The organism is Streptomyces sp. A012304 (genome assembly GCF_026008495.1).
In the GTDB taxonomy this organism is placed as follows: Bacteria; Actinomycetota; Actinomycetes; order Streptomycetales; family Streptomycetaceae; genus Streptomyces.
The window spans coordinates 72232-90251 of record NZ_BQUN01000134.1; the positions used below are offsets into that span (position 1 = coordinate 72232).

General features: G+C 70.4%; 17 protein-coding genes. 9 read left to right on the forward strand and 8 right to left on the reverse strand.

Annotated elements, in window-relative coordinates; translation table 11 throughout:
• The first annotated feature begins 51 nt into the window (after nucleotides 1-51).
• Both ALMP_RS33450 and ALMP_RS33455 read left to right on the forward strand, forming a co-directional pair.
• Nucleotides 52-1977 (forward strand): PQQ-binding-like beta-propeller repeat protein, encoded by a 1926-nt coding sequence (locus tag ALMP_RS33450; RefSeq protein ID WP_264935278.1) that lies wholly within the window; start codon nucleotides 52-54, stop codon nucleotides 1975-1977.
• Nucleotides 1978-2237: 260 nt separating this feature from the next.
• On the forward strand, nucleotides 2238-2927 hold the full coding sequence (locus ALMP_RS33455) for a LuxR C-terminal-related transcriptional regulator (protein ID WP_264935279.1): 690 nt from the start codon (nucleotides 2238-2240) through the stop codon (nucleotides 2925-2927).
• 52 nt (nucleotides 2928-2979) lie between these two features.
• Here the strand turns inward: ALMP_RS33455 and ALMP_RS33460 are convergent, their stop codons facing one another.
• The 3 genes from ALMP_RS33460 to ALMP_RS33470 are packed head-to-tail and all read right to left on the reverse strand — an operon-like array spanning nucleotide 2980 to nucleotide 5628.
• Nucleotides 2980-3459: an NPCBM/NEW2 domain-containing protein gene (locus tag ALMP_RS33460; RefSeq protein ID WP_264935280.1), complete on the reverse strand. Its 480-nt coding sequence runs from the start codon at nucleotides 3457-3459 to the stop codon at nucleotides 2980-2982.
• 54 nt (nucleotides 3460-3513) lie between these two features.
• On the reverse strand, nucleotides 3514-3897 hold the full coding sequence (locus ALMP_RS33465) for a hypothetical protein (protein ID WP_264935282.1): 384 nt from the start codon (nucleotides 3895-3897) through the stop codon (nucleotides 3514-3516).
• A gap of 36 nt (nucleotides 3898-3933) precedes the next feature.
• On the reverse strand, nucleotides 3934-5628 hold the full coding sequence (locus tag ALMP_RS33470) for a sodium:solute symporter family protein (RefSeq protein WP_264935284.1): 1695 nt from the start codon (nucleotides 5626-5628) through the stop codon (nucleotides 3934-3936).
• Between the two features lie 133 nt (nucleotides 5629-5761).
• Between ALMP_RS33470 and galT the strand changes: the two genes are divergently transcribed.
• Genes galT through galK form a run of 3 tightly spaced genes read left to right on the forward strand, consistent with a single transcriptional unit; the run spans nucleotide 5762 to nucleotide 8951 of the window.
• Nucleotides 5762-6823, forward strand: coding sequence for a galactose-1-phosphate uridylyltransferase (gene galT / locus ALMP_RS33475; protein ID WP_264935286.1), 1062 nt, complete (start codon nucleotides 5762-5764; stop codon nucleotides 6821-6823).
• On the forward strand, nucleotides 6820-7797 hold the full coding sequence (galE, locus tag ALMP_RS33480) for a UDP-glucose 4-epimerase GalE (RefSeq protein WP_264935288.1): 978 nt from the start codon (nucleotides 6820-6822) through the stop codon (nucleotides 7795-7797). Before galT ends, galE begins: the two co-directional genes overlap by 4 nt.
• The gene (galK, locus tag ALMP_RS33485; protein ID WP_264935289.1) at nucleotides 7797-8951 is read left to right on the forward strand and encodes a galactokinase; all 1155 of its coding nucleotides are present in this window, start codon (nucleotides 7797-7799) and stop codon (nucleotides 8949-8951) included. Before galE ends, galK begins: the two co-directional genes overlap by 1 nt.
• Nucleotides 8952-9093: 142 nt before the next feature.
• Here galK and ALMP_RS33490 read toward each other — a convergent pair whose 3' ends face one another.
• Nucleotides 9094-9549: an N-acetyltransferase gene (locus ALMP_RS33490; RefSeq protein WP_264935290.1), complete on the reverse strand. Its 456-nt coding sequence runs from the start codon at nucleotides 9547-9549 to the stop codon at nucleotides 9094-9096.
• Nucleotides 9550-9809: 260 nt separating this feature from the next.
• On the opposite strand from ALMP_RS33490, the gene ALMP_RS33495 reads away from it, so the two are divergent.
• Nucleotides 9810-10577, forward strand: coding sequence for a response regulator transcription factor (locus ALMP_RS33495; RefSeq protein ID WP_264935292.1), 768 nt, complete (start codon nucleotides 9810-9812; stop codon nucleotides 10575-10577).
• Here ALMP_RS33495 and ALMP_RS33500 read toward each other — a convergent pair.
• On the reverse strand, nucleotides 10536-11033 hold the full coding sequence (locus tag ALMP_RS33500) for a MarR family winged helix-turn-helix transcriptional regulator (RefSeq protein WP_264935294.1): 498 nt from the start codon (nucleotides 11031-11033) through the stop codon (nucleotides 10536-10538). The two genes, ALMP_RS33495 and ALMP_RS33500, sit on opposite strands and share 42 nt — an antisense overlap.
• 117 nt (nucleotides 11034-11150) lie before the next feature.
• Here ALMP_RS33500 and ALMP_RS33505 point away from each other — a divergent pair, with 117 nt between their 5' ends.
• Together ALMP_RS33505 and ALMP_RS33510 are read left to right on the forward strand one after the other, a co-directional pair.
• Nucleotides 11151-11960, forward strand: coding sequence for a trans-aconitate 2-methyltransferase (locus ALMP_RS33505; RefSeq protein WP_264935296.1), 810 nt, complete (start codon nucleotides 11151-11153; stop codon nucleotides 11958-11960).
• Between the two features lie 63 nt (nucleotides 11961-12023).
• Nucleotides 12024-12197 carry a CsbD family protein gene (locus ALMP_RS33510; RefSeq protein ID WP_264935298.1) on the forward strand — a complete coding sequence of 58 codons (174 nt, stop codon included), beginning with the start codon at nucleotides 12024-12026 and terminating at the stop codon, nucleotides 12195-12197.
• Nucleotides 12198-12237: 40 nt separating this feature from the next.
• Here the strand turns inward: ALMP_RS33510 and ALMP_RS33515 are convergent, their stop codons facing one another.
• Nucleotides 12238-12918 (reverse strand): TetR/AcrR family transcriptional regulator, encoded by a 681-nt coding sequence (locus tag ALMP_RS33515; RefSeq protein WP_264935299.1) that lies wholly within the window; start codon nucleotides 12916-12918, stop codon nucleotides 12238-12240.
• Nucleotides 12915-13928, reverse strand: coding sequence for a fatty acid desaturase (locus ALMP_RS33520; protein WP_264935301.1), 1014 nt, complete (start codon nucleotides 13926-13928; stop codon nucleotides 12915-12917). The genes ALMP_RS33515 and ALMP_RS33520 overlap by 4 nt, the downstream gene beginning before the upstream one ends.
• Nucleotides 13929-14221: 293 nt before the next feature.
• On the opposite strand from ALMP_RS33520, the gene ppc reads away from it, so the two are divergent.
• Nucleotides 14222-16951: a phosphoenolpyruvate carboxylase gene (gene ppc, locus ALMP_RS33525; protein WP_264935302.1), complete on the forward strand. Its 2730-nt coding sequence runs from the start codon at nucleotides 14222-14224 to the stop codon at nucleotides 16949-16951.
• 67 nt (nucleotides 16952-17018) lie between these two features.
• Here the strand turns inward: ppc and ALMP_RS33530 are convergent, their stop codons facing one another.
• Nucleotides 17019-17786 (reverse strand): LPXTG cell wall anchor domain-containing protein, encoded by a 768-nt coding sequence (locus tag ALMP_RS33530; protein ID WP_264935304.1) that lies wholly within the window; start codon nucleotides 17784-17786, stop codon nucleotides 17019-17021.
• Nucleotides 17787-18020 lie beyond the last annotated feature (234 nt).

The window sequence follows — 18020 nt, forward strand, 5'->3', positions numbered from 1 at the left end:
CGCCCGTCGTCCCCGCCCGACTCACCGAGCTCGACCCGAGGTACCCACACCATGACCCAGCCGCCGCCCCCGCCGCCCAACCAGCCCCCGCAGCCCCCGCAGCAGGGCGCGTTCGGCGCGCCCCAGTCGCCGCCGCCGGCCCCGCCGGAGGGCCCGCAGCTCGACAAGACGCCGGCCCACGGCGGCCCGATGCCGCACCAGGCCCAGCCCGGCCAGCCCCCGCAGGCGCCGCCCGGCCCGCCGCAGCCCCAGCCGGGCTACGGCTACCCGCAGACGGCCCCGCCCGCCCAGCCGCAGCCCCCGTCCGGCCCCGGCTACGGCTACCCCGGCCAGACCGCCCAGCAGCCCGGCGGGTACGGCCAGCCCAACCCGAGCCCCTACGCCCAGCAGGCCCCGTACGGCCAGCAGCCGGGCTACGGCTACCCGGGCCAGCCCCAGCAGGGCCACCAGACGCCCCCCGGCGGCTACGCAGGGTACGCGGGCCAGCCCACCATGCCGATGCACCCGCAGCCGGCCGGTGGCTCCGGCACCGGCCGCAAGATCAACGCCCAGATGGCGATCATCGTCGCGGCGGTCGTCGCGATCGCGCTGATCGTCGGCGGCGGCGTCTGGTACGCGAGCTCGGGTGACGGCGACAAGAAGGACGACACGGCCAGCTCCGGTGGCACCAAGGGCGGCGACACCAAGGGCGGCGGCGGAGGCACCTCTTCCGGCGGCACCGAGAAGGTGCCCTCGAACCCGGAGTCCAAGGTCCTCTTCCAGCTGCCCTCGCCCGCCGTCGCCAAGGACGACAGCGTCGTGGTGACCGGCTCCTGGCTGACGGACAAGGCGTATGTGAAGGCGGGCGTGGCCGAGATCAACGGCTACGACCGCGACAAGGGCACCAAGCTGTGGACGATCAAGCTGCCCGGCCCGGTCTGCACGGCCAGCAAGCACGCCACCGAGGACAACAAGACGGCCGTCGTCTTCCAGCCGAAGATGCCCGCGAAGGACTCCTCGGCCGGGTGCAGCCAGGTCGCGGCGATCGACCTCGCCGCCGGCAAGCAGCTGTGGTCGAAGGCCGTCGAATCCGGCGACTACCCGGTCACCTTCGACAACGTCACGGTCGGCGGGAACACCGTCGCCCTGGGCGCCAACGAGGGCGGCGCGGCCTTCGACATCACCACGGGCAAGCAGCTGTGGGCCCCGAAGCCGACCGACAGCTGCTACGACGCCGGCTACGGCGGTGGCGCCAAGCTGGTCGCGGTGCGCAAGTGCGGTGACTACGACGCGCGCGAGCTGCACATCCAGACCATCGACCCGGCCTCCGGGAAGGTGCTCTCCGAGTACAAGATGGCGACCGGCATCGAGTACGCGAGCATCGTCTCCACGGACCCGCTGGTCGTGGCCGCCGACGTCGGCGACAGCGCCCAGGACGGCAGCGGCATCTCGGACTTCTTCTCCATCGACAACAAGACCGGCAAGCTGCGCACCCGGATCTCCGCGCCGGGCGAGCAGTTCGCGGCCCGCTGCGACGGCATCACCAAGATCGAGCAGTGCACGGGTGTGGTCGCCGGCAACGGCCGGCTGTACCTGCCGACCGAGGAGCACGACGGCACCGGCGAGTACAGCGAGACCAACGAGGTCCTCGCCTTCGACCTGGCCACCGGCAAGCAGACCGGCCAGCGCGCGGACGCCGGCGACGACTTCGAGCTGATCCCGCTGCGCATGGACGGCGGCAACCTGATCGCCTACAAGCGTCCGCCGTACGACCAGGGCGGCCAGATCGTCAGCATCGACGGCGGGACGTTCAAGCAGACGGTGCTCATGCGGAACCCGTCGACGGAGTCGGTGCGGGACGCCGAGTCCAGCATGTCCCCGGAGTACTCGGAGATCATCTACTCCCAGGGGCGGCTGTACATGTCCCAGGTGTACGCGGACGACTCCAGCTCCCGCGACAAGGAGTATCTGGCGCTGGCGTTCGGCACGAGCGGCTGATCGCCCCCTGTCGCCGTGACGGCCCCGCCCCTGCTCAGGGGCGGGGCCGTTCACGTACCGCTCAACACCCTCGAATGCGAGGAATTTCGGCGATCCGGGGCACTTCTCACCGGTAGGGGGAGCGCGACGTCGAACAAGCGTGTAGCTTCCGGGGGCATGAAGGACGAGGTGCCGGGGGGCACCTTTTGTCTGTCTGGTTGTCCGTCTGGCTTTGCCTGTTGTCCGTGTGGGCATCCATGGGGGGACTGGGGGGTTGCTCGATGGGAGTGCGGTTGATGGTGGTCGACGACCACCGACTGCTCGCCGAGGCGTTGGCCTCGGCGTTGAAGCTGCGGGGGCACCGGGTGCTCGCCGCGGCGGCGCCCGCCGCGGGAGCGGCGGAGCTCGTGATCACCCGGGCACCCGAGGTGTGCCTGCTGGGTACGGCGACACCGGCCGAGCCGGGCGTCTTCGATCCCGTGGTCCGCATCAAACGGGAGCGGCCCCAGGTCGCCGTCCTCGTCCTGGGACCGGTCCCGAGCCCGCGCGGCATCGCGGCGGCCTTCGCGGCGGGCGCCTCCGGCTACGTACGCCACGACGAGCGCATCGAGGGCGTGGAACGGGCGATCATGAAAGCGAGGTCGGGTGAGGCGGCGGTGGCGCCGCAGCTCCTGCAAGGAGCCTTCAGCGAGTTGCTGAACCCGGCGGCCCAGCCCGACGACGAGGGCCAGCGCCTGCTCCAGATGCTCACACCCCGGGAGGTCGAGGTCCTGGTCCGGGTAGCCGACGGCGAGGACACCCGCCTCATCGCCGCCGGCATGGGCATCGCCCCCTCCACCGCCCGCACCCACGTCCAACGCGTCCTGATGAAACTCGGCGTCGGCTCCCGCCTGGAAGCAGCCGCCCTGGCAGCCCGAACGGGCCTACTGGACCGAGCGAGCTCCTTGCCGAGGGGCCCGCACGAGCCCTAGTACGTCCGGGACGCGGAATGCACCGGTGAGGGTCGCCTGCGCGTTCCCCGGATCACGAGTGGAGCGTGGCGTCGGCCAGCGCGAGCACGATTCCGTCGCTGTCGTCGCACTCGCTCGTGGATGTGATGACGAGTTCGACGACACCTGTCATATCCACGGTCACGTTCTGCGGCCGGTTGATCTCCGCGCCCACGGTCTTCAGCGCACGGCCGTCGCCCGCGATCGTCACCTTGATCAGTTCGGCCGTGCTGTTGTCGTCCAGGCCGATGGTCGGCGTGAGTGACCTGTACCGCTCATTGATGCTGTATTCGATGCCGCCCGTCGTGCTACAGGGGTAGACCAACGTCATAGCCTGCTCGTATGACTTCGCCCCCATGGTCACCGACCGAAGGTCGAACGAGCCACTGCCACGCACGGGGGAAAGGTCGGTCAGCGGCACCGTGCCCGTGGGAAGCGGCGCCGGGCTCGACGGTTCAACGGCCTCGGCGGCTTCTGAGCCCCGGAAACCCGCCGAACCCGACAGCTCCGGCACCCGAAACCCCGGGTCCCGGAGCTGTTCCGCGTCACGTGAGGAAAGCGGCGCCCGCTACTCGCCCCGCGGCGCCTCCCCCTCCGGCGACACCGCCTCCGGCGGCAGCGGCGGCGCGGGCGGGGCCGCGGGCCGCAGCTTCAGCCAGGCCAGGAAGAAGATTCCCAGCGCCAGCATCCCCAGCCCCGTCCACAGGTTGATGTTGATGCCCTGGGCCTTGTCGATCTCCGCGTCGCCGTCGGTGAGGCCGGCGATCGTGACGATGACGCCGTAGACGACGAACAGGCCGCCGATGATGCGGCGCAGGTCGAAGATGCGGGCGGCCGTCGCGGACTTCTGCTCCAGCTCGGTGACCTCCCGCTGGACGTCCGCCTCGGAGTAACCCGCGTGCCGCAGCCGCTCGGCCGCCGCGCGCTCGTCGGGTTCGAATCGCTCAGACATGGTCTTTCCATCCTCCCGCGATGGGCGTCGGCGGGCTCAGAACGAGAACGGGATGTAGCAGGCGGCGGCCAGGATCACCGCGCCCCAGCCCAGCAGCGCCGGGCGCCGGTACCAGGCGTCGTCGCCCGCCGCCGGCGGCTCGGCCATGCCGGGGGAGCGGGTGCCGTAGACGAGGCCCTGGAGGTCCTCCTCCGGCTTGGGGGCGGTGAACAGGGACACCGCGACCATCACCACCGCGCCGGCCACGAAGCCGGCGATCGCGGACACGAAGTTGGCGCCCTGGTCGGTGGGGATGTCGACGATCCCCTGCTTGTAGAGGACGAAGTAGTTGACCATCGCCGCCGTCGTGCCGGCCAGCAGGCCCCAGAAGCCCGACTTCATCGACGCCCGCCGCCAGAACATGCCGACGATGAACACCACGAACATCGGCACGTTGAAGAAGCTGAACAGCGTCTGGAGGTAGCTCATGATGTTGGAGAAGGACGAGGCGAGGAACGCCGTGCCGATCGACGCCAGCACGCCGAGCGCGGTGATCAGCCGGCCGAAGCGGACGTAATAGCCGTCCTCGCGCCCGAGCACGACGTACTTCGCCCAGATGTCGTTGGTGAACACCGTGTTGAAGGACGAGACGTTCGCGGCCATGCCCGCCATGAACGCCGCCAGCAGACCCGTCACCGCGATCCCCAGCACACCGTTGGGCAGCAGCCCTTCCATCAGGTACGGGATCGCGTCGTTGTACTGGTAGCCCGACTCCTCGGTGCCGAAGCCGGGGACCAGGGCCGCGGCGACCAGGCCTGGGATCATCACCAGGAAGACGATGAAGATCTTGGGGTACGCGGCGATCAGCGGGGTGCGCTGCGCGGCCGACAGGTTCCGCGCGGACAGGGCGCGCTGCACCTCGGCGAAGTTCGTCGTCCAGTAGCCGAAGGAGAGGACGAAGCCGAGGCCGAGCACGATCGTCAGCCAGTTCGCGCCCAGCGGGTTGTCGCTGCCGATGCCGGTACCGCCCCACGCGGTGGTGAAGTCCTCTCCGTGGGTCTTGGTCAGGGAGTCCGTGAGCCCGTCCCAGCCGCCGGCCTTCTTCAGGCCCAGCACCGACAGCGGGATCAGCGCGGCCAGGATCACGAAGAACTGGAGCACCTCGTTGTAGATCGCCGACGACAGGCCGCCCAGCGTGATGTACGCCAGCACGAAGAAGCCCGCGACCACGATCGCCACCCACTGCGGCCAGCCCAGCAGCGCCTCGACGACGATCGCCAGGGCGTACAGGTTCACCCCGGAGATCAGGATCGCGGCGAAGGCGAAGAGCAGCGAGCTGAGCAGGTGCGCCCCCCGGTCGAAGCGCAGCAGCAGGAACTCGGGGACCGAGCGCACCTTGGAGCCGTAGTAGAACGGCATCATCACCAGGCCGAGGAAGACCATGGCCGGGATGGCGCCGATCCAGTACCAGTGGACGGTGTACGCGCCGTACTGCGCGCTGTTGGCGGCCATGCCGAGGATCTCGGTGGCCGCGAGGTTGGCCGAGATGAAGGCGAGCCCCGTGATCCAGGCGGGCAGTGAGCGGCCGGAGAGGAAGAAGTCCAGGCTGGTCTTCACCGAGCGGCGGGCGGCGAAGCCGATGCCGAGGACGACGACGAAGTAGATCCCGAGGATCGTGTAGTCGAGCCAGTTGGTGGGGAGGCGCAGTTCGGCGGCGAGGGTGTCCGCGGCGAGGGGTGTGGGGGTTCGCATGCACGGCTCACTTCGTTTGGTGTTCTTTGTTTGGTTGTGGTGGTGACTTGCCTGGGGGTTTATGGTTTTATGTGTTTGGTTCTGTTTGAAGCTTTGCTGGGTACTGCTGCTAGGGCAGGGATGGAGCGTCGCGGTGAAGAAGACCTCGACCCGACTGGCCGACGGTCGTGAGCTGATCTACTACGACCTGGGGGACGACTCGGTGCGCGACGCGGTGGACCGCCGCCCGCTGGAGCGCACGGTCACCACATCGGAGGTACGCCGGGATCCGCTGCTCGGCGACTCCATCGCCGTCGCCTCGCACCGGCAGGGACGCACCTACCACCCGCCGGCCGACGAATGCCCCCTGTGCCCCTCCCAGGGCGAGCGGCTGAGCGAGATCCCGGACTCGTCGTACGACGTGGTCGTCTTCGAGAACCGTTTCCCCTCGCTGGCCGGCGACTCCGGGCGCTGCGAGGTGGTCTGCTTCACCTCCGACCACAACGCCTCCTTCGCCGACCTCACCGAGGAGCAGGCGCGGCTGGTCCTGGAGGCATGGACGGACCGCACGTCCGAGCTGTCTCATCTGCCCTCCGTGGAACAGGTGTTCTGCTTCGAGAACCGCGGTGCGGAGATCGGTGTGACCCTGGGTCACCCGCACGGGCAGATCTACGCCTACCCCTTCACCACGCCCCGCACCGCCCTGATGCTGCGCCAGGTGGCCGCGCACAAGGACGCCACCGGCGGGGAGAACCTCTTCGACGCCGTCCTGGAGCGTGAACTCGCCGACGAGCGGGTCGTCCTGGAGAGTGAACACTGGGTCGCGTTCGTGCCGTACGCCGCGCACTGGCCGTACGAGGTGCACCTGTACCCCAAGCGCCGCGTCCCCGACCTGCTCGGACTCGACGAGGCGGCGCGCACGGAGTTCCCCCAGGTCTATCTGGAACTGTTGAGGCGCTTCGACCGGATCTTCGGCGAAGGTGAGCCTCCCACGCCGTACATCGCCGCCTGGCACCAGGCGCCGTTCGGCCAGCTGGAGGAGTTCGAAGGGGTCAACCGCGACGACTTCGCGCTGCACCTCGAGCTTTTCACCATCCGCCGCACGTCCGGCAAGCTGAAGTTCCTCGCGGGCTCCGAGTCCGGCATGAGCGTCTTCATCAACGACGTGCCGCCGGAGCGCGCGGCCCAGCGACTGCGAGAGGTAGCGAGTTCATGAGCGGGAAGTATCTGGTCACCGGCGGTGCGGGATACGTCGGCAGCGTCGTCGCCCAGCACCTGCTGGAGGCCGGGCACGAGGTCGTCGTCCTCGACAACCTGTCCACCGGCTTCCGGGCCGGCGTCCCGACGGGCGCCTCCTTCATCGAGGGCGACATCCGCGACGCCGCCAAATGGCTCGACTCCTCCTTCGACGCCGTCCTGCACTTCGCGGCCTTCTCCCAAGTCGGCGAGTCGGTGGTCAAGCCGGAGAAGTACTGGGACAACAACGTCGGCGGCACCATGGCCCTGCTCGCCGCCATGCGCGAGGCGGGCGTGCGCAAGCTGGTCTTCTCCTCGACCGCCGCCACCTACGGCGAGCCGGTCAGCACCCCCATCACCGAGACCGACCCGACCGCGCCGACCTCCCCGTACGGCGCGTCCAAGCTGGCCGTCGACCACATGATCACCGGTGAGGCCGCCGCCCACGGGCTGGGCGCGGTGTCGCTGCGCTACTTCAACGTGGCCGGCGCCTACGGCGCGTACGGCGAGCGCCACGACCCCGAGTCGCACCTCATCCCGCTGGTTCTCCAGGTCGCGCAGGGCCGCCGGGACGCCATCTCCGTCTTCGGCGACGACTACCCGACCCCCGACGGCACCTGCGTCCGTGACTACATCCACGTCGCGGACCTCGCCGAGGCCCACCTGCTGGCGGTCGACGCGGCCACCCCCGGCGAGCACCTGATCTGCAACCTCGGCAACGGCAACGGCTTCTCCGTCCGCGAGGTCATCGAGACCGTCCGCCAGGTCACCGGCCACCCCATCCCCGAGGTCGTGGCCCCCCGCCGCGGCGGCGACCCGGCCGTCCTGGTCGCCTCGGCGGCCACCGCCCGCGAGAAACTGGGCTGGAACCCGTCCCGCGCGGACCTCGCGGGCATCGTCGCGGACGCGTGGGAGTTCACGCGGACCGTCGCAAGCAGTGCAAGGGAGCAGTAATGGGCGCAGAGCAAGTGCGGGACGGCTTCGTCGCGCTGTACGGGGCCGAGCCCGACGGCATCTGGTCGGCGCCGGGCCGGGTCAACCTCATCGGCGAGCACACCGACTACAACGACGGCTTCGTGATGCCCTTCGCGCTGCCGCACACCGCGATCGCCGCGGTCTCGCGCCGCGCGGACGGCCGGCTGCGCCTGCACTCGGCGGACGTCGAGTCCGGTGTCGTCGAGCTGGCCCTGGACGACCTGGCCCCGGAATCGGACCGCACGTGGACGGCGTACCCGGCGGGCGTGGTCTGGGCGCTGCGCGAGGCCGGCCACCCGGTCACCGGCGCCGACATCCACCTCAGCTCCACCGTCCCCTCCGGCGCGGGCCTGTCGTCGTCGGCGGCCCTGGAGGTCGTCGTGGCGCTCGCCCTGAACGACCTGTACGGACTCGGTCTCCAGCGCTGGCAGCTGGCCCGCCTGTGCCAGCGCGCCGAGAACGTCTACGTCGGCGCCCCCACCGGGATCATGGACCAGACCGCGTCCGCCTGCTGCGAGGCCGGCCACGCCCTGTTCCTCGACACCCGCGACCTCTCCCAGAAGCAGATCCCCCTCGACCTGGCCGCCGAGGGCATGCGCCTGCTGGTCGTCGACACGCAGGTCAAGCACGCCCACAGCGACGGCGAGTACGGCAAGCGCCGCGCCGGCTGCGAGAAGGGCGCCGCCCTCCTCGGCGTCGACGCCCTGCGCGACATCCCGTACGCCGAACTCGACGCCGCGCTGGCCCGGCTGGGCGACGAGGAGGAGGTCCGCCGGCTGGTCCGCCACGTCGTGACCGAGGATGAGCGCGTCGAGCGGGTCGTCTCCCTCCTGGAGTCCGGCGAGACCCGCGCGGTCGGCCCGGTCCTCACCGAGGGCCACGCCTCCCTGCGCGACGACTTCCGCATCTCCTGCCCCGAGCTGGACCTGGTCGTCGACACGGCCCTGGCCGCCGGCGCGCTCGGCGCCCGCATGACCGGCGGCGGATTCGGAGGCTCCGCGATCGTGCTGGCGGAGGCCGCCGACGTCGACACCCTCACCAAGGCGGTCGAGGAGGCCTTCGCCGCGGCGGGCTTCACGGCCCCCCGCGTGTTCGAGGCGGTGCCCGCGGCGGGGGCCCGGCGCCTGAGCTGAGCCGTTCCGGTAGACCCGTCAGCCCCGCACACCTGTGCGGGGCTGACGGTTTTCGGAGGGCGGGGGCCGCTGCGGGCCGACGGTCCACTGCTGCCGCAGACCGACGCACCCCCACCGCCGCCACCCGGCCCGCCCCCGCCGCTCACCCCAGACGCTTGACCAGCGTGTACTCCGTGATCCCCGGCGGATAGTCCTCGATCACGCACGCCACCTCGTAGCCCTGCTTCCGGTAGAAGTCCGGGGCCTGGAAGTCCCAGGTCTCCAGGCGGACCCGGCCGCAGCCGCGCTGCTCGCGCGCGGTGCGCTCCGCGTGCGCCAGCAGACGGCTGCCGAGGCCGGTGCCACGATGGGGCGCGTCGACCCACAGGTAGGTGACGTGCAACCAGGACGCCCAGGTGTGACCGACCAGGCCGCCCGCCAGCTCACCGGACCCGTCCAACGCCCACACGTGCAGCGGGACCTCCCGCTCGTCGGGGGTGCCGCGCAGCGCGCGCAGAACGGGCGAGGCCGCCGTGTTGGTGTCGAGGAGCCTGGCCCGAAGAAGATCACGCCTGTTCTTGTCGACTTCTGTCTCAAGACGAAACATGCGGCACACCATAAACGCGTCGGCGTTCCAGTTCTGCGAATTGACTTCCGCTCTGTGCTCACAGCCCTACTCTGTGAAAGGTACCGGTGGGGGCCGGTGCTGATCAGGGGGCGAGACAGTCGGGTACGACGCCCGTGGTGGGGGTAGCGATGTCTGCACGGCGGCGGCCGTGCGATCGACGCTCCTCGCGGGCGTCGTATCCGCGCCGGTCGTCGTTCCTCGGACCTGGGGTATCCCCTGCTCTGTGGAAGGAGCCTGGGGAAGGGGGTTTCGTGGTTCGCATCCGAGTCCTGGTCGTCGACGACCACCGTATCTTCGCCGAGTCGCTCGCCGCCGCCCTGGCCGCCGAGCCCGACGTCGACGTGTCCGCGGCCGGCAGCGGCCCCGCGGCGCTGCGCTGCCTGGAGCGCGCGGCCGCCGAGGGCCGCCGCTACGACGTGCTGCTCGTCGACGCCGACCTGGGCGGCCGGCTGCCGGGCGTGCGGCCCGCCGTGCCGGTGCAGGACGTGGGCGAGGACGGCCTCGTCGACGGGATCTCCCTCGTCACCGGCGTCCGCTCCGCCCAGCCGTACGTGCGCACCGTCGTCCTCGCCGAGAAGGACGACCCGCGCCGCGCGGCCCTCGCCCTCCAGGCCGGCGCGTCCGGCTGGGTCGCCAAGGACTGCTCGCTGTCGCGGCTGCTCACCGTGATCCGCGGGGTGCTGCGGGAGGAGACGCATCTGCCGCCCGCCCTGCTGACCGGCGTGCTCAAGGAGCTGACCGCCGCGCGCAAGCACCGCACCGAGAGCGAACGGCTCGTGGAGTCGCTGACCCCGCGCGAGCGGGAGGTGCTGCGCTGCATGGTCGCGGGACTGGGCAGGAAGGCCGTCGCCGAGCGGCTGTTCCTCTCCCCGCACACCGTCCGCACCCATATGCAGAACGTGCTGGGCAAGCTCGGCGTGCACTCCACGCTCGCCGCCGTCGCCCTCGCGCGCCGCGCCGGGGTAGGACCCGTGGACCTAGCCGGGGATGTTGTCGAACGGGGCGGTCAGCTGGCGTAGCAGCCCGGCCAGCTCGGCGCGCTGCGCGTGCGACAGCTCGGCCAGGATCGCCCGCTCCTGGTCGAGCAGCCCGGCCAGCGCCTGGTCGGCGCGGTCCTTGCCGTCGTCCGTGAGCCGCACCAGCACACCACGCCGGTCGCTGGGATCGGGCAGCCGCTCCACCAGGTTCCTCTTCGCCAGCCGGTCGATACGGTTGGTCATCGTGCCGGACGTGACCAGCGTCTGCGTCAGCAACTGCCCCGGCGACAGCTGATACGGCGCCCCCGCGCGCCGCAGCGCGGTCAGGACGTCGAACTCCCAGGGCTCCAGCTGGTGCTCGGAGAACGCCAGACGGCGTGCGCGGTCCAGGTGCCGGGCCAGTCTGCTCACCCGGCTGAGTACTTCCAGCGGCTCCACGTCGAGGTCCGGGCGCTCCCGGCGCCACGCTGCGACCAGCCGATCGACCTCGTCCTCCATGACGATCAGTGTAGTGGTTGTGTCGACATGAAGTCTCTTGATGTCAAGCCTCTTGACGTCAAGCTAAATGTGGGGGGAGGCTGGACACCGCCGACCACGCCACGCCGAGGAGGCCCGATGCCCACACCTGTTTGGGACCCCACCCAGTACCTCCGCCACGCCGGCCACCGCGCCCGCGCCTTCACCGACCTCCTCGCCCGCGTCCCCGACCCGCCCACCACAGCGACACCCCGCATCGCCGACCTCGGCTGCGGCCCCGGCAACGTCACCACCCTCCTCGCCGACCGCTGGCCCACCGCCCGCATCACCGGCTACGACAACTCCCCACAGATGCTCACCGAGGCCCAGGCACACGCCGGCCCCCGCCTCGACTTCACCCACGCCGACCTCACCACCTGGACCCCGACCGAGACCTACGACCTGATCGTCTCCAACGCCGCCCTCCAGTGGGTCCCCGGCCACCTCGACGCCTTCCCCGCCTGGCTGGCCGGCCTCACCCCCGGCGGCACCTTCGCCTTCCAGGTCCCCCACAACATCCACGCCCCCCTGCACGCCCTCCTGCGCGACCTCGGCAACACCCCCCGCTGGAAGAACCGCCTCGCCCACCTCCTGCGCCACGAGGACTCCGTCCACGCCCCCGACGTCTACCTCGACCACCTCGCCCGCCTCGGCTGCGACACCGACGTGTGGACGACGACGTACCACCACGTCCTCACCGGCGACGACCCCGTCCTCGACTGGTCCAAGGGCACCGGCCTGCGCCCCGTCCTCACCGCCCTCGCCGACGACCCCGAAGCCCGCGACGCCTTCCTCACCGAGTACCGCGACCTGCTGCGCGAGGCCTACCCCCGCCACGACTACGGCACCGTCCTGCCCTTCCGCCGCCTGTTCGTGGTGGCCCGCACGGCAGCCGACGACGTCGTTTGAGAAGGTCGCACCGGGTCACCCGGTGGGACACAGCGATGTCGAAGCGGCTGGGAGTGATCGACGGTGGCGCGGCAGCAGAAGGCCAAGGGGAAGATGGAACAGGCCAAGGGCAAGGCCAAGGAAACGGCCGGGCGGGCCATGGACGACCAGCGGCTGGAAGCCGAGGGCCGGGCCGAGCAGGCCAAGGCGGATGCCCGCCAGACCAAGGAGAAGGCGAAGGACACCTTCAAGCACTGAGCCCGACGAAACGACACGACCCCCGTCCGCCGGACGGGGGTCAGCTCCTGCGGTGACCGATCAGCCGCGGCTTCTGCTCCAGCCCGTCCAGACCGTGCCACGCCAGATTCACCAGATGCGCCGCCACCTCCGCCTTCTTCGGACGGCGCACGTCCAGCCACCACTGGCCGGTCAACGCGACCATGCCGACCAGCGCCTGCGCGTACAGCGGCGCCAGCTTCGGATCGAAACCCCGGGACTTGAACTCACGACCCAGGATGTCCTCCACCTGGGTGGCGATGTCCGAGATCAACGAGGCGAACGAACCCGTCGACTGCGGGATGGGCGAGTCACGCACCAGGATGCGGAAACCGTCCGTGTACTCCTCGATGTAGTCCAACAGTGCGAACGCCGCCTGCTCGCACAGCTCACGCGGATGACCGGCGGTCAGCGAACTCGTCACCATGTCCAGCAGCCGCCGCATCTCACGGTCCACCACCACCGCGTACAGCCCCTCCTTGCCACCGAAGTGCTCGTACACCACCGGCTTGGACACCCCGGCCTTCGCCGCGATCTCCTCCACCGACGTACCCTCGAAACCTTTCGCCGCGAAAAGGGTGCGACCGATCTCCAGCAACTGCTGGCGGCGCTCCGCACCGGTCATCCGGGTGCGACGGACACGCCGCGGCTTCGCTTCGTTGCTTGGGGTGCTGCTGGAGTCGGTCGCCACGGCGTCCATCATGCCGCGTCAGCGGTCACCTTCCGGTGCCGAGAGCCGTCCTCACCCGTGTTCCGACGCGAATCGATACGCGAGCGTGACGGCCAGCGCACGTCGTACGCCCAGCCGAGCCTCTCGAACCAGCGGATCAGCCGCGCCGAGGAGTCCAGCTGCCACCGCTCCACACCGTGCCGCGCCGACGTCGGATCCGCGTGATGCAGGTTGTGCCACGACTCCCCGCACGACAGCACCGCCAGCCACCACACGTTCCCCGACCGGTCCCGCGACTTGAACGGCCGCTTGCCCACCGCGTGACAGATCGAGTTGATCGACCACGTCACGTGATGAAGCAGCGCCACCCGCACCAGCGAACCCCAGAAGAACCCGGTGAACGCCCCCCACCAGGACATCGTCACCAGCCCGCCGATCAGCGCCGGCAACGCCAGCGACACCATCGTCCACAGGATGAACTGCCGTGAGATCGTCCGCAGCGCCTTGTCCTTGATCAGATCCGGCGCGTACTTGTCCTGCGGCGTCTGCTCCTCGTCGAACATCCAGCCGATGTGCGCCCACCACAGGCCCTTCATCAGCGCCGGCACGCTTTCGCCGTACCGCCACGGCGAGTGCGGATCGCCGTCCGCGTCGGAGTACTTGTGATGCTTGCGATGGTCCGCCACCCAGCGCACCAGCGGCCCCTCCACCGCCATCGACCCCGCGATCGCCAGCGCGATCTTCAGGGGACGCTTGGCCTTGAAGGACCCATGGGTGAAGTGCCGGTGGAAACCGATCGTGATGCCGTGGCAGCCCAGGTAGTAGAAGAACACCAGCAGACCGAGGTCCAGCCAGCTCACCCCCCAGCCCCACGCCAGCGGCACCGCCGCCAGCAGCGCCAGGAACGGCACGGTGATGAACAGGAGCAGCGTGATCTGCTCGATCGACCGCTTCTGCTCGCCACCCAGAGTGGCGGACGTCGGCGGAGAAATGTCGTCGGGCGCCTTCGAAGGCTCTTCGATCACGTCGGAGCGTGTGGTCATGCGCGTCCCCTGTGGGGTCGTGGATTGAGGCAGTTGCCGGGCGGCGAGAACCGTACGACCAGTTTCCTACGGTTCCGTAACCTACGGCGACGTAAGTATGGCAGCGCGTCGCCCGGCGGCAAGAGCCCGTGAGCCAGCGCGTCCGACCGGCCACCTATCCTTGGAGACGGTCGGACAGCGCGGTCCGCTCTGTTTTCTTCCCGGAAGCACGGCCCCCTATGCGGCGCCCGCCGCGTGGGCCCACCTCCGGGTTCCCTCCCAGACGAGCTTCAACACTGCAAGGAGCCGCACCTGTGAGCAGTGCCGACGACCAGACGACGACCAGCACCGAGCTGCGCGCCGACATCCGCCGACTGGGTGACCTCCTCGGCGAGACCCTCGTCCGGCAAGAGGGCCCCGAACTCCTCGACCTGGTCGAAAAGGTCCGCCGCCTCACCCGCGAGGACGGCGAGGCCGCCGCCGAACTGCTGCGCGGCATCGAACTCGAGACCGCCGCCAAGCTGGTCCGCGCCTTCTCCACCTACTTCCACCTGGCCAACGTCACCGAACAGGTCCACCGCGGCCGCGAACTGCGCGCCAAGCGCGCCGCCGAGGGCGGCCTCCTCGCCCGCACCGCCGACCGCCTCAAGGACGCCGACCCCGAACACGTCCGCGAGACCGTCCGCAACCTCAACGTCCGCCCCGTCTTCACCGCCCACCCCACCGAGGCCGCACGCCGCTCCGTCCTCAATAAGCTCCGGCGCGTCGCCGCGCTCCTGGAGACCCCGGTCATCGAATCCGACCGCCGCCGCTACGACACCCGTCTGGCCGAGAACATCGACCTCGTATGGCAGACGGACGAACTGCGCGTCGTACGCCCCGAGCCCGCCGACGAGGCCCGCAACGCCATCTACTACCTCGACGAACTCCACGCGGGCGCCGTCGGCGACGTCCTGGAGGACCTCACCGCCGAACTCGAACGCGTCGGAGTCACCCTCCCGGACGACACCCGCCCGCTGACCTTCGGCACCTGGATCGGCGGCGACCGCGACGGCAACCCCAACGTCACCCCCCAGGTCACCTGGGACGTCCTCATCCTCCAGCACGAACACGGCATCAACGACGCCCTGGAGATGATCGACGAACTCCGCGGCTTCCTCTCCAACTCCATCCGCTACACCGGGGCCACCGAAGACCTCCTGGAATCCCTGCGGACCGACCTCGAACGCCTGCCCGAGATCAGCCCCCGCTACAAGCGCCTCAACGCCGAAGAGCCCTACCGCCTCAAGGCCACCTGCATCCGGCAGAAGCTCGAGAACACCAAGCAGCGCCTCGCCAAGGGCACCCCCCACGAGCCCGGCCGCGACTACCTCGGCACCAGCGAACTGCTCCAGGACCTCACGCTCATCCAGAGCTCCCTGCGCGAACACCGCGGCGGCCTCTTCGCCGACGGCCGCATGAACCGCACCATCCGCACCCTCGCCGCCTTCGGCCTCCAGCTCGCCACCATGGACGTCCGCGAACACGCCGACGCCCACCACCACGCCCTCGGTCAGCTCTTCGACCGCCTCGGCGAGGAATCCTGGCGCTACGCCGACATGCCCCGCGAATACCGCACCAAGCTGCTCGCGAAGGAACTGCGCTCCAGAAGGCCCCTCGCCCCCAGCCCCGCCCCCGTCGACGCCGCCGGCGAGAAGACCCTCGGCGTCTTCCTCACCGTCAAGCGCGCCCTGGAAGTCTTCGGCCCCGAAGTCATCGAGTCCTACATCATCTCCATGTGCCAGGGCGCCGACGACGTCTTCGCCGCCGCCGTCCTCGCCCGCGAAGCCGGACTCATCGACCTGCACGCCGGCTGGGCCAAGATCGGCATCGTCCCCCTCCTGGAGACCACCGACGAACTCAAGGCCGCCGACACCATCCTCGAAGAGATGCTCGCCGACCCCTCCTACCGCCGCCTCGTCGCACTCCGCGGCGACGTCCAGGAGGTCATGCTCGGCTACTCCGACTCCTCCAAGTTCGGCGGCATCACCACCAGCCAGTGGGAGATCCACCGCGCCCAGCGCCGCCTGCGCGACGTCGCCCACCGCTACGGCGTCCGTCTGCGCCTCTTCCACGGCCGCGGCGGCACCGTCGGCCGCGGCGGCGGCCCCTCCCACGACGCCATCCTCGCCCAGCCCTGGGGCACCCTCGAAGGCGAGATCAAGGTCACCGAACAGGGCGAGGTCATCTCCGACAAGTACCTCATCCCCTCCCTGGCCAGGGAGAACCTGGAACTGACCGTCGCCGCCACCCTCCAGGCCTCCGTCCTGCACACCGCCCCCCGCCAGTCCGACGAGGCACTCGCCCGCTGGGACGCCGCCATGGACGTCGTCTCGGACGCGGCGCACGCCGCCTACCGCAGGCTCGTGGAGGACCCCGACCTGCCGACGTACTTCCTCGCGTCGACGCCGGTGGACCAGCTCGCCGACCTCCACCTCGGCTCCCGGCCCTCCCGCCGCCCCGGCTCGGGCGTCTCCCTCGACGGACTGCGGGCCATCCCGTGGGTGTTCGGCTGGACCCAGTCCCGCCAGATCGTCCCCGGCTGGTTCGGCGTCGGATCCGGCCTGAAGGCCCTGCGCGAAGCCGGCCTCGACACCGTGCTCGACGAGATGCACGAGCAGTGGCACTTCTTCCGCAACTTCATCTCCAACGTCGAGATGACCCTCGCCAAGACCGACCTGCGCATCGCCCAGCACTACGTCGACACCCTCGTCCCCGACGAACTCCGCCACGTCTTCGACACCATCAAGACCGAACACGCACTCACCGTCGCCGAAGTACTGCGCGTGACGGGCGAACGGGAACTCCTGGACGCCCAGCCCGTCCTCAAGCAGACCTTCACCATCCGCGACGCCTACCTCGACCCCATCTCCTACCTCCAGGTCACCCTCCTCAAGCGCCAGCGCGACGCCGTGGCCGCCGGCGAGGAACCCGACCCCCTCCTCTCCCGCGCCCTGCTCCTCACCGTCAACGGCGTGGCGGCGGGCCTGCGCAACACCGGCTGACCCACCCCGCACACAAGGGTGCCCCCGAGCCCGCGCCACGGACTCGGGGGCACCCTTCGTCACTCACTCAGCCCTGACGCGCACCCCGGCGGCGACGGAACACCAGGAACCCGCCGGCCGCGAGCAGCCCGCCCGCCACGGCCGCGAGCACACCGACCGGGGCGCCGTTGCCCGTCTCGGCCAGGTCACCGCCGTCCGGCCCGGACGGAGCCACCGACGCGGACACCGACGCCGAGGGAACGGCACTCTCGGACGGCGACGCCACCGGCTCCGAACTCGAACCGCCCGCCGGCTCACTGCTCGACCCGCCCGCCGGCTCACTGCTCGACCCGCCCGCAGGCTCCGAGCTGGTACCGCCCGCCGGCTCCGAACTCGAGCCCGACGGCTCCGGCGAACCGCTCGGCGTGCCACCCCCGCCCACTGGGCAGGTGTGCGACAGGTTGAACAGCCTCAGCTCACCACCCCGCACCTCGGCGACCGCCGACGTCAGCTCCGCCCCCGGCGACGACCACACATAGGCGTGCTTGTCCGACGGCGGACCGAAGTCCGTCACCACCTGCTGCCCACCGGGCGCGAAGGTCACCGTCAGCTTCACGAAGTCCGTCGAGTTGCCCGGCAGTACGAAGTGCCAGCCGTCCTTGCCGTCCGGAACACCGGGGCACTCGCTCCGCGACTTCTGCGGAGCCCCGTCGTCATCCGTGGTCGCCGTGCGCGGAAGCTGCTGCCGCAACTGCACGGTGTAGGTGTCGCCGTCCGTGGCATGGGCGACAGGAGCCAGCAGGATCGCGGCCGAGGACGCGGCGGCGAACACGCCGACGCGAGTGAGGGTACGCATGGAGCCATCCATCTTCGAGTGACGAAAGGGAAGACGTGGAGGGGGCGGCTCAGCATCCAACCCGCACTGACCACCGGTCAAGCACGAACAGGCAACGAACGTCCCCCCCACACCGGAGAGAACGCCGCCGACCTCAAACCGTCACGAACGCCGCCGTCAACAACCCCACACCCAGCGCCGCCAACACCCACCCCACCCGCACCCGCCCCAACCCACCGGCCACCACCACCGACG

What these genes read in the sequence shown, in the direction of transcription:
- ALMP_RS33500 (WP_264935294.1), bottom strand. Translation starts at nt 11,033, where the DNA reads ATGGAGGACGAGGTCGATCGGCTGGTCGCAGCGTGGCGCCGGGAGCGC.
- ALMP_RS33450 (WP_264935278.1), top strand. Translation starts at nt 52, where the DNA reads ATGACCCAGCCGCCGCCCCCGCCGCCCAACCAGCCCCCGCAGCCCCCG.
- ALMP_RS33490 (WP_264935290.1), bottom strand. Translation starts at nt 9,549, where the DNA reads ATGGTGTGCCGCATGTTTCGTCTTGAGACAGAAGTCGACAAGAACAGG.
- galK (WP_264935289.1), top strand. Translation starts at nt 7,797, where the DNA reads ATGGGCGCAGAGCAAGTGCGGGACGGCTTCGTCGCGCTGTACGGGGCC.
- galE (WP_264935288.1), top strand. Translation starts at nt 6,820, where the DNA reads ATGAGCGGGAAGTATCTGGTCACCGGCGGTGCGGGATACGTCGGCAGC.
- ALMP_RS33470 (WP_264935284.1), bottom strand. Translation starts at nt 5,628, where the DNA reads ATGCGAACCCCCACACCCCTCGCCGCGGACACCCTCGCCGCCGAACTG.
- ALMP_RS33515 (WP_264935299.1), bottom strand. Translation starts at nt 12,918, where the DNA reads ATGATGGACGCCGTGGCGACCGACTCCAGCAGCACCCCAAGCAACGAA.
- ALMP_RS33505 (WP_264935296.1), top strand. Translation starts at nt 11,151, where the DNA reads ATGCCCACACCTGTTTGGGACCCCACCCAGTACCTCCGCCACGCCGGC.
- ALMP_RS33520 (WP_264935301.1), bottom strand. Translation starts at nt 13,928, where the DNA reads ATGACCACACGCTCCGACGTGATCGAAGAGCCTTCGAAGGCGCCCGAC.
- ALMP_RS33455 (WP_264935279.1), top strand. Translation starts at nt 2,238, where the DNA reads ATGGGAGTGCGGTTGATGGTGGTCGACGACCACCGACTGCTCGCCGAG.
- ALMP_RS33530 (WP_264935304.1), bottom strand. Translation starts at nt 17,786, where the DNA reads ATGCGTACCCTCACTCGCGTCGGCGTGTTCGCCGCCGCGTCCTCGGCC.
- ALMP_RS33465 (WP_264935282.1), bottom strand. Translation starts at nt 3,897, where the DNA reads ATGTCTGAGCGATTCGAACCCGACGAGCGCGCGGCGGCCGAGCGGCTG.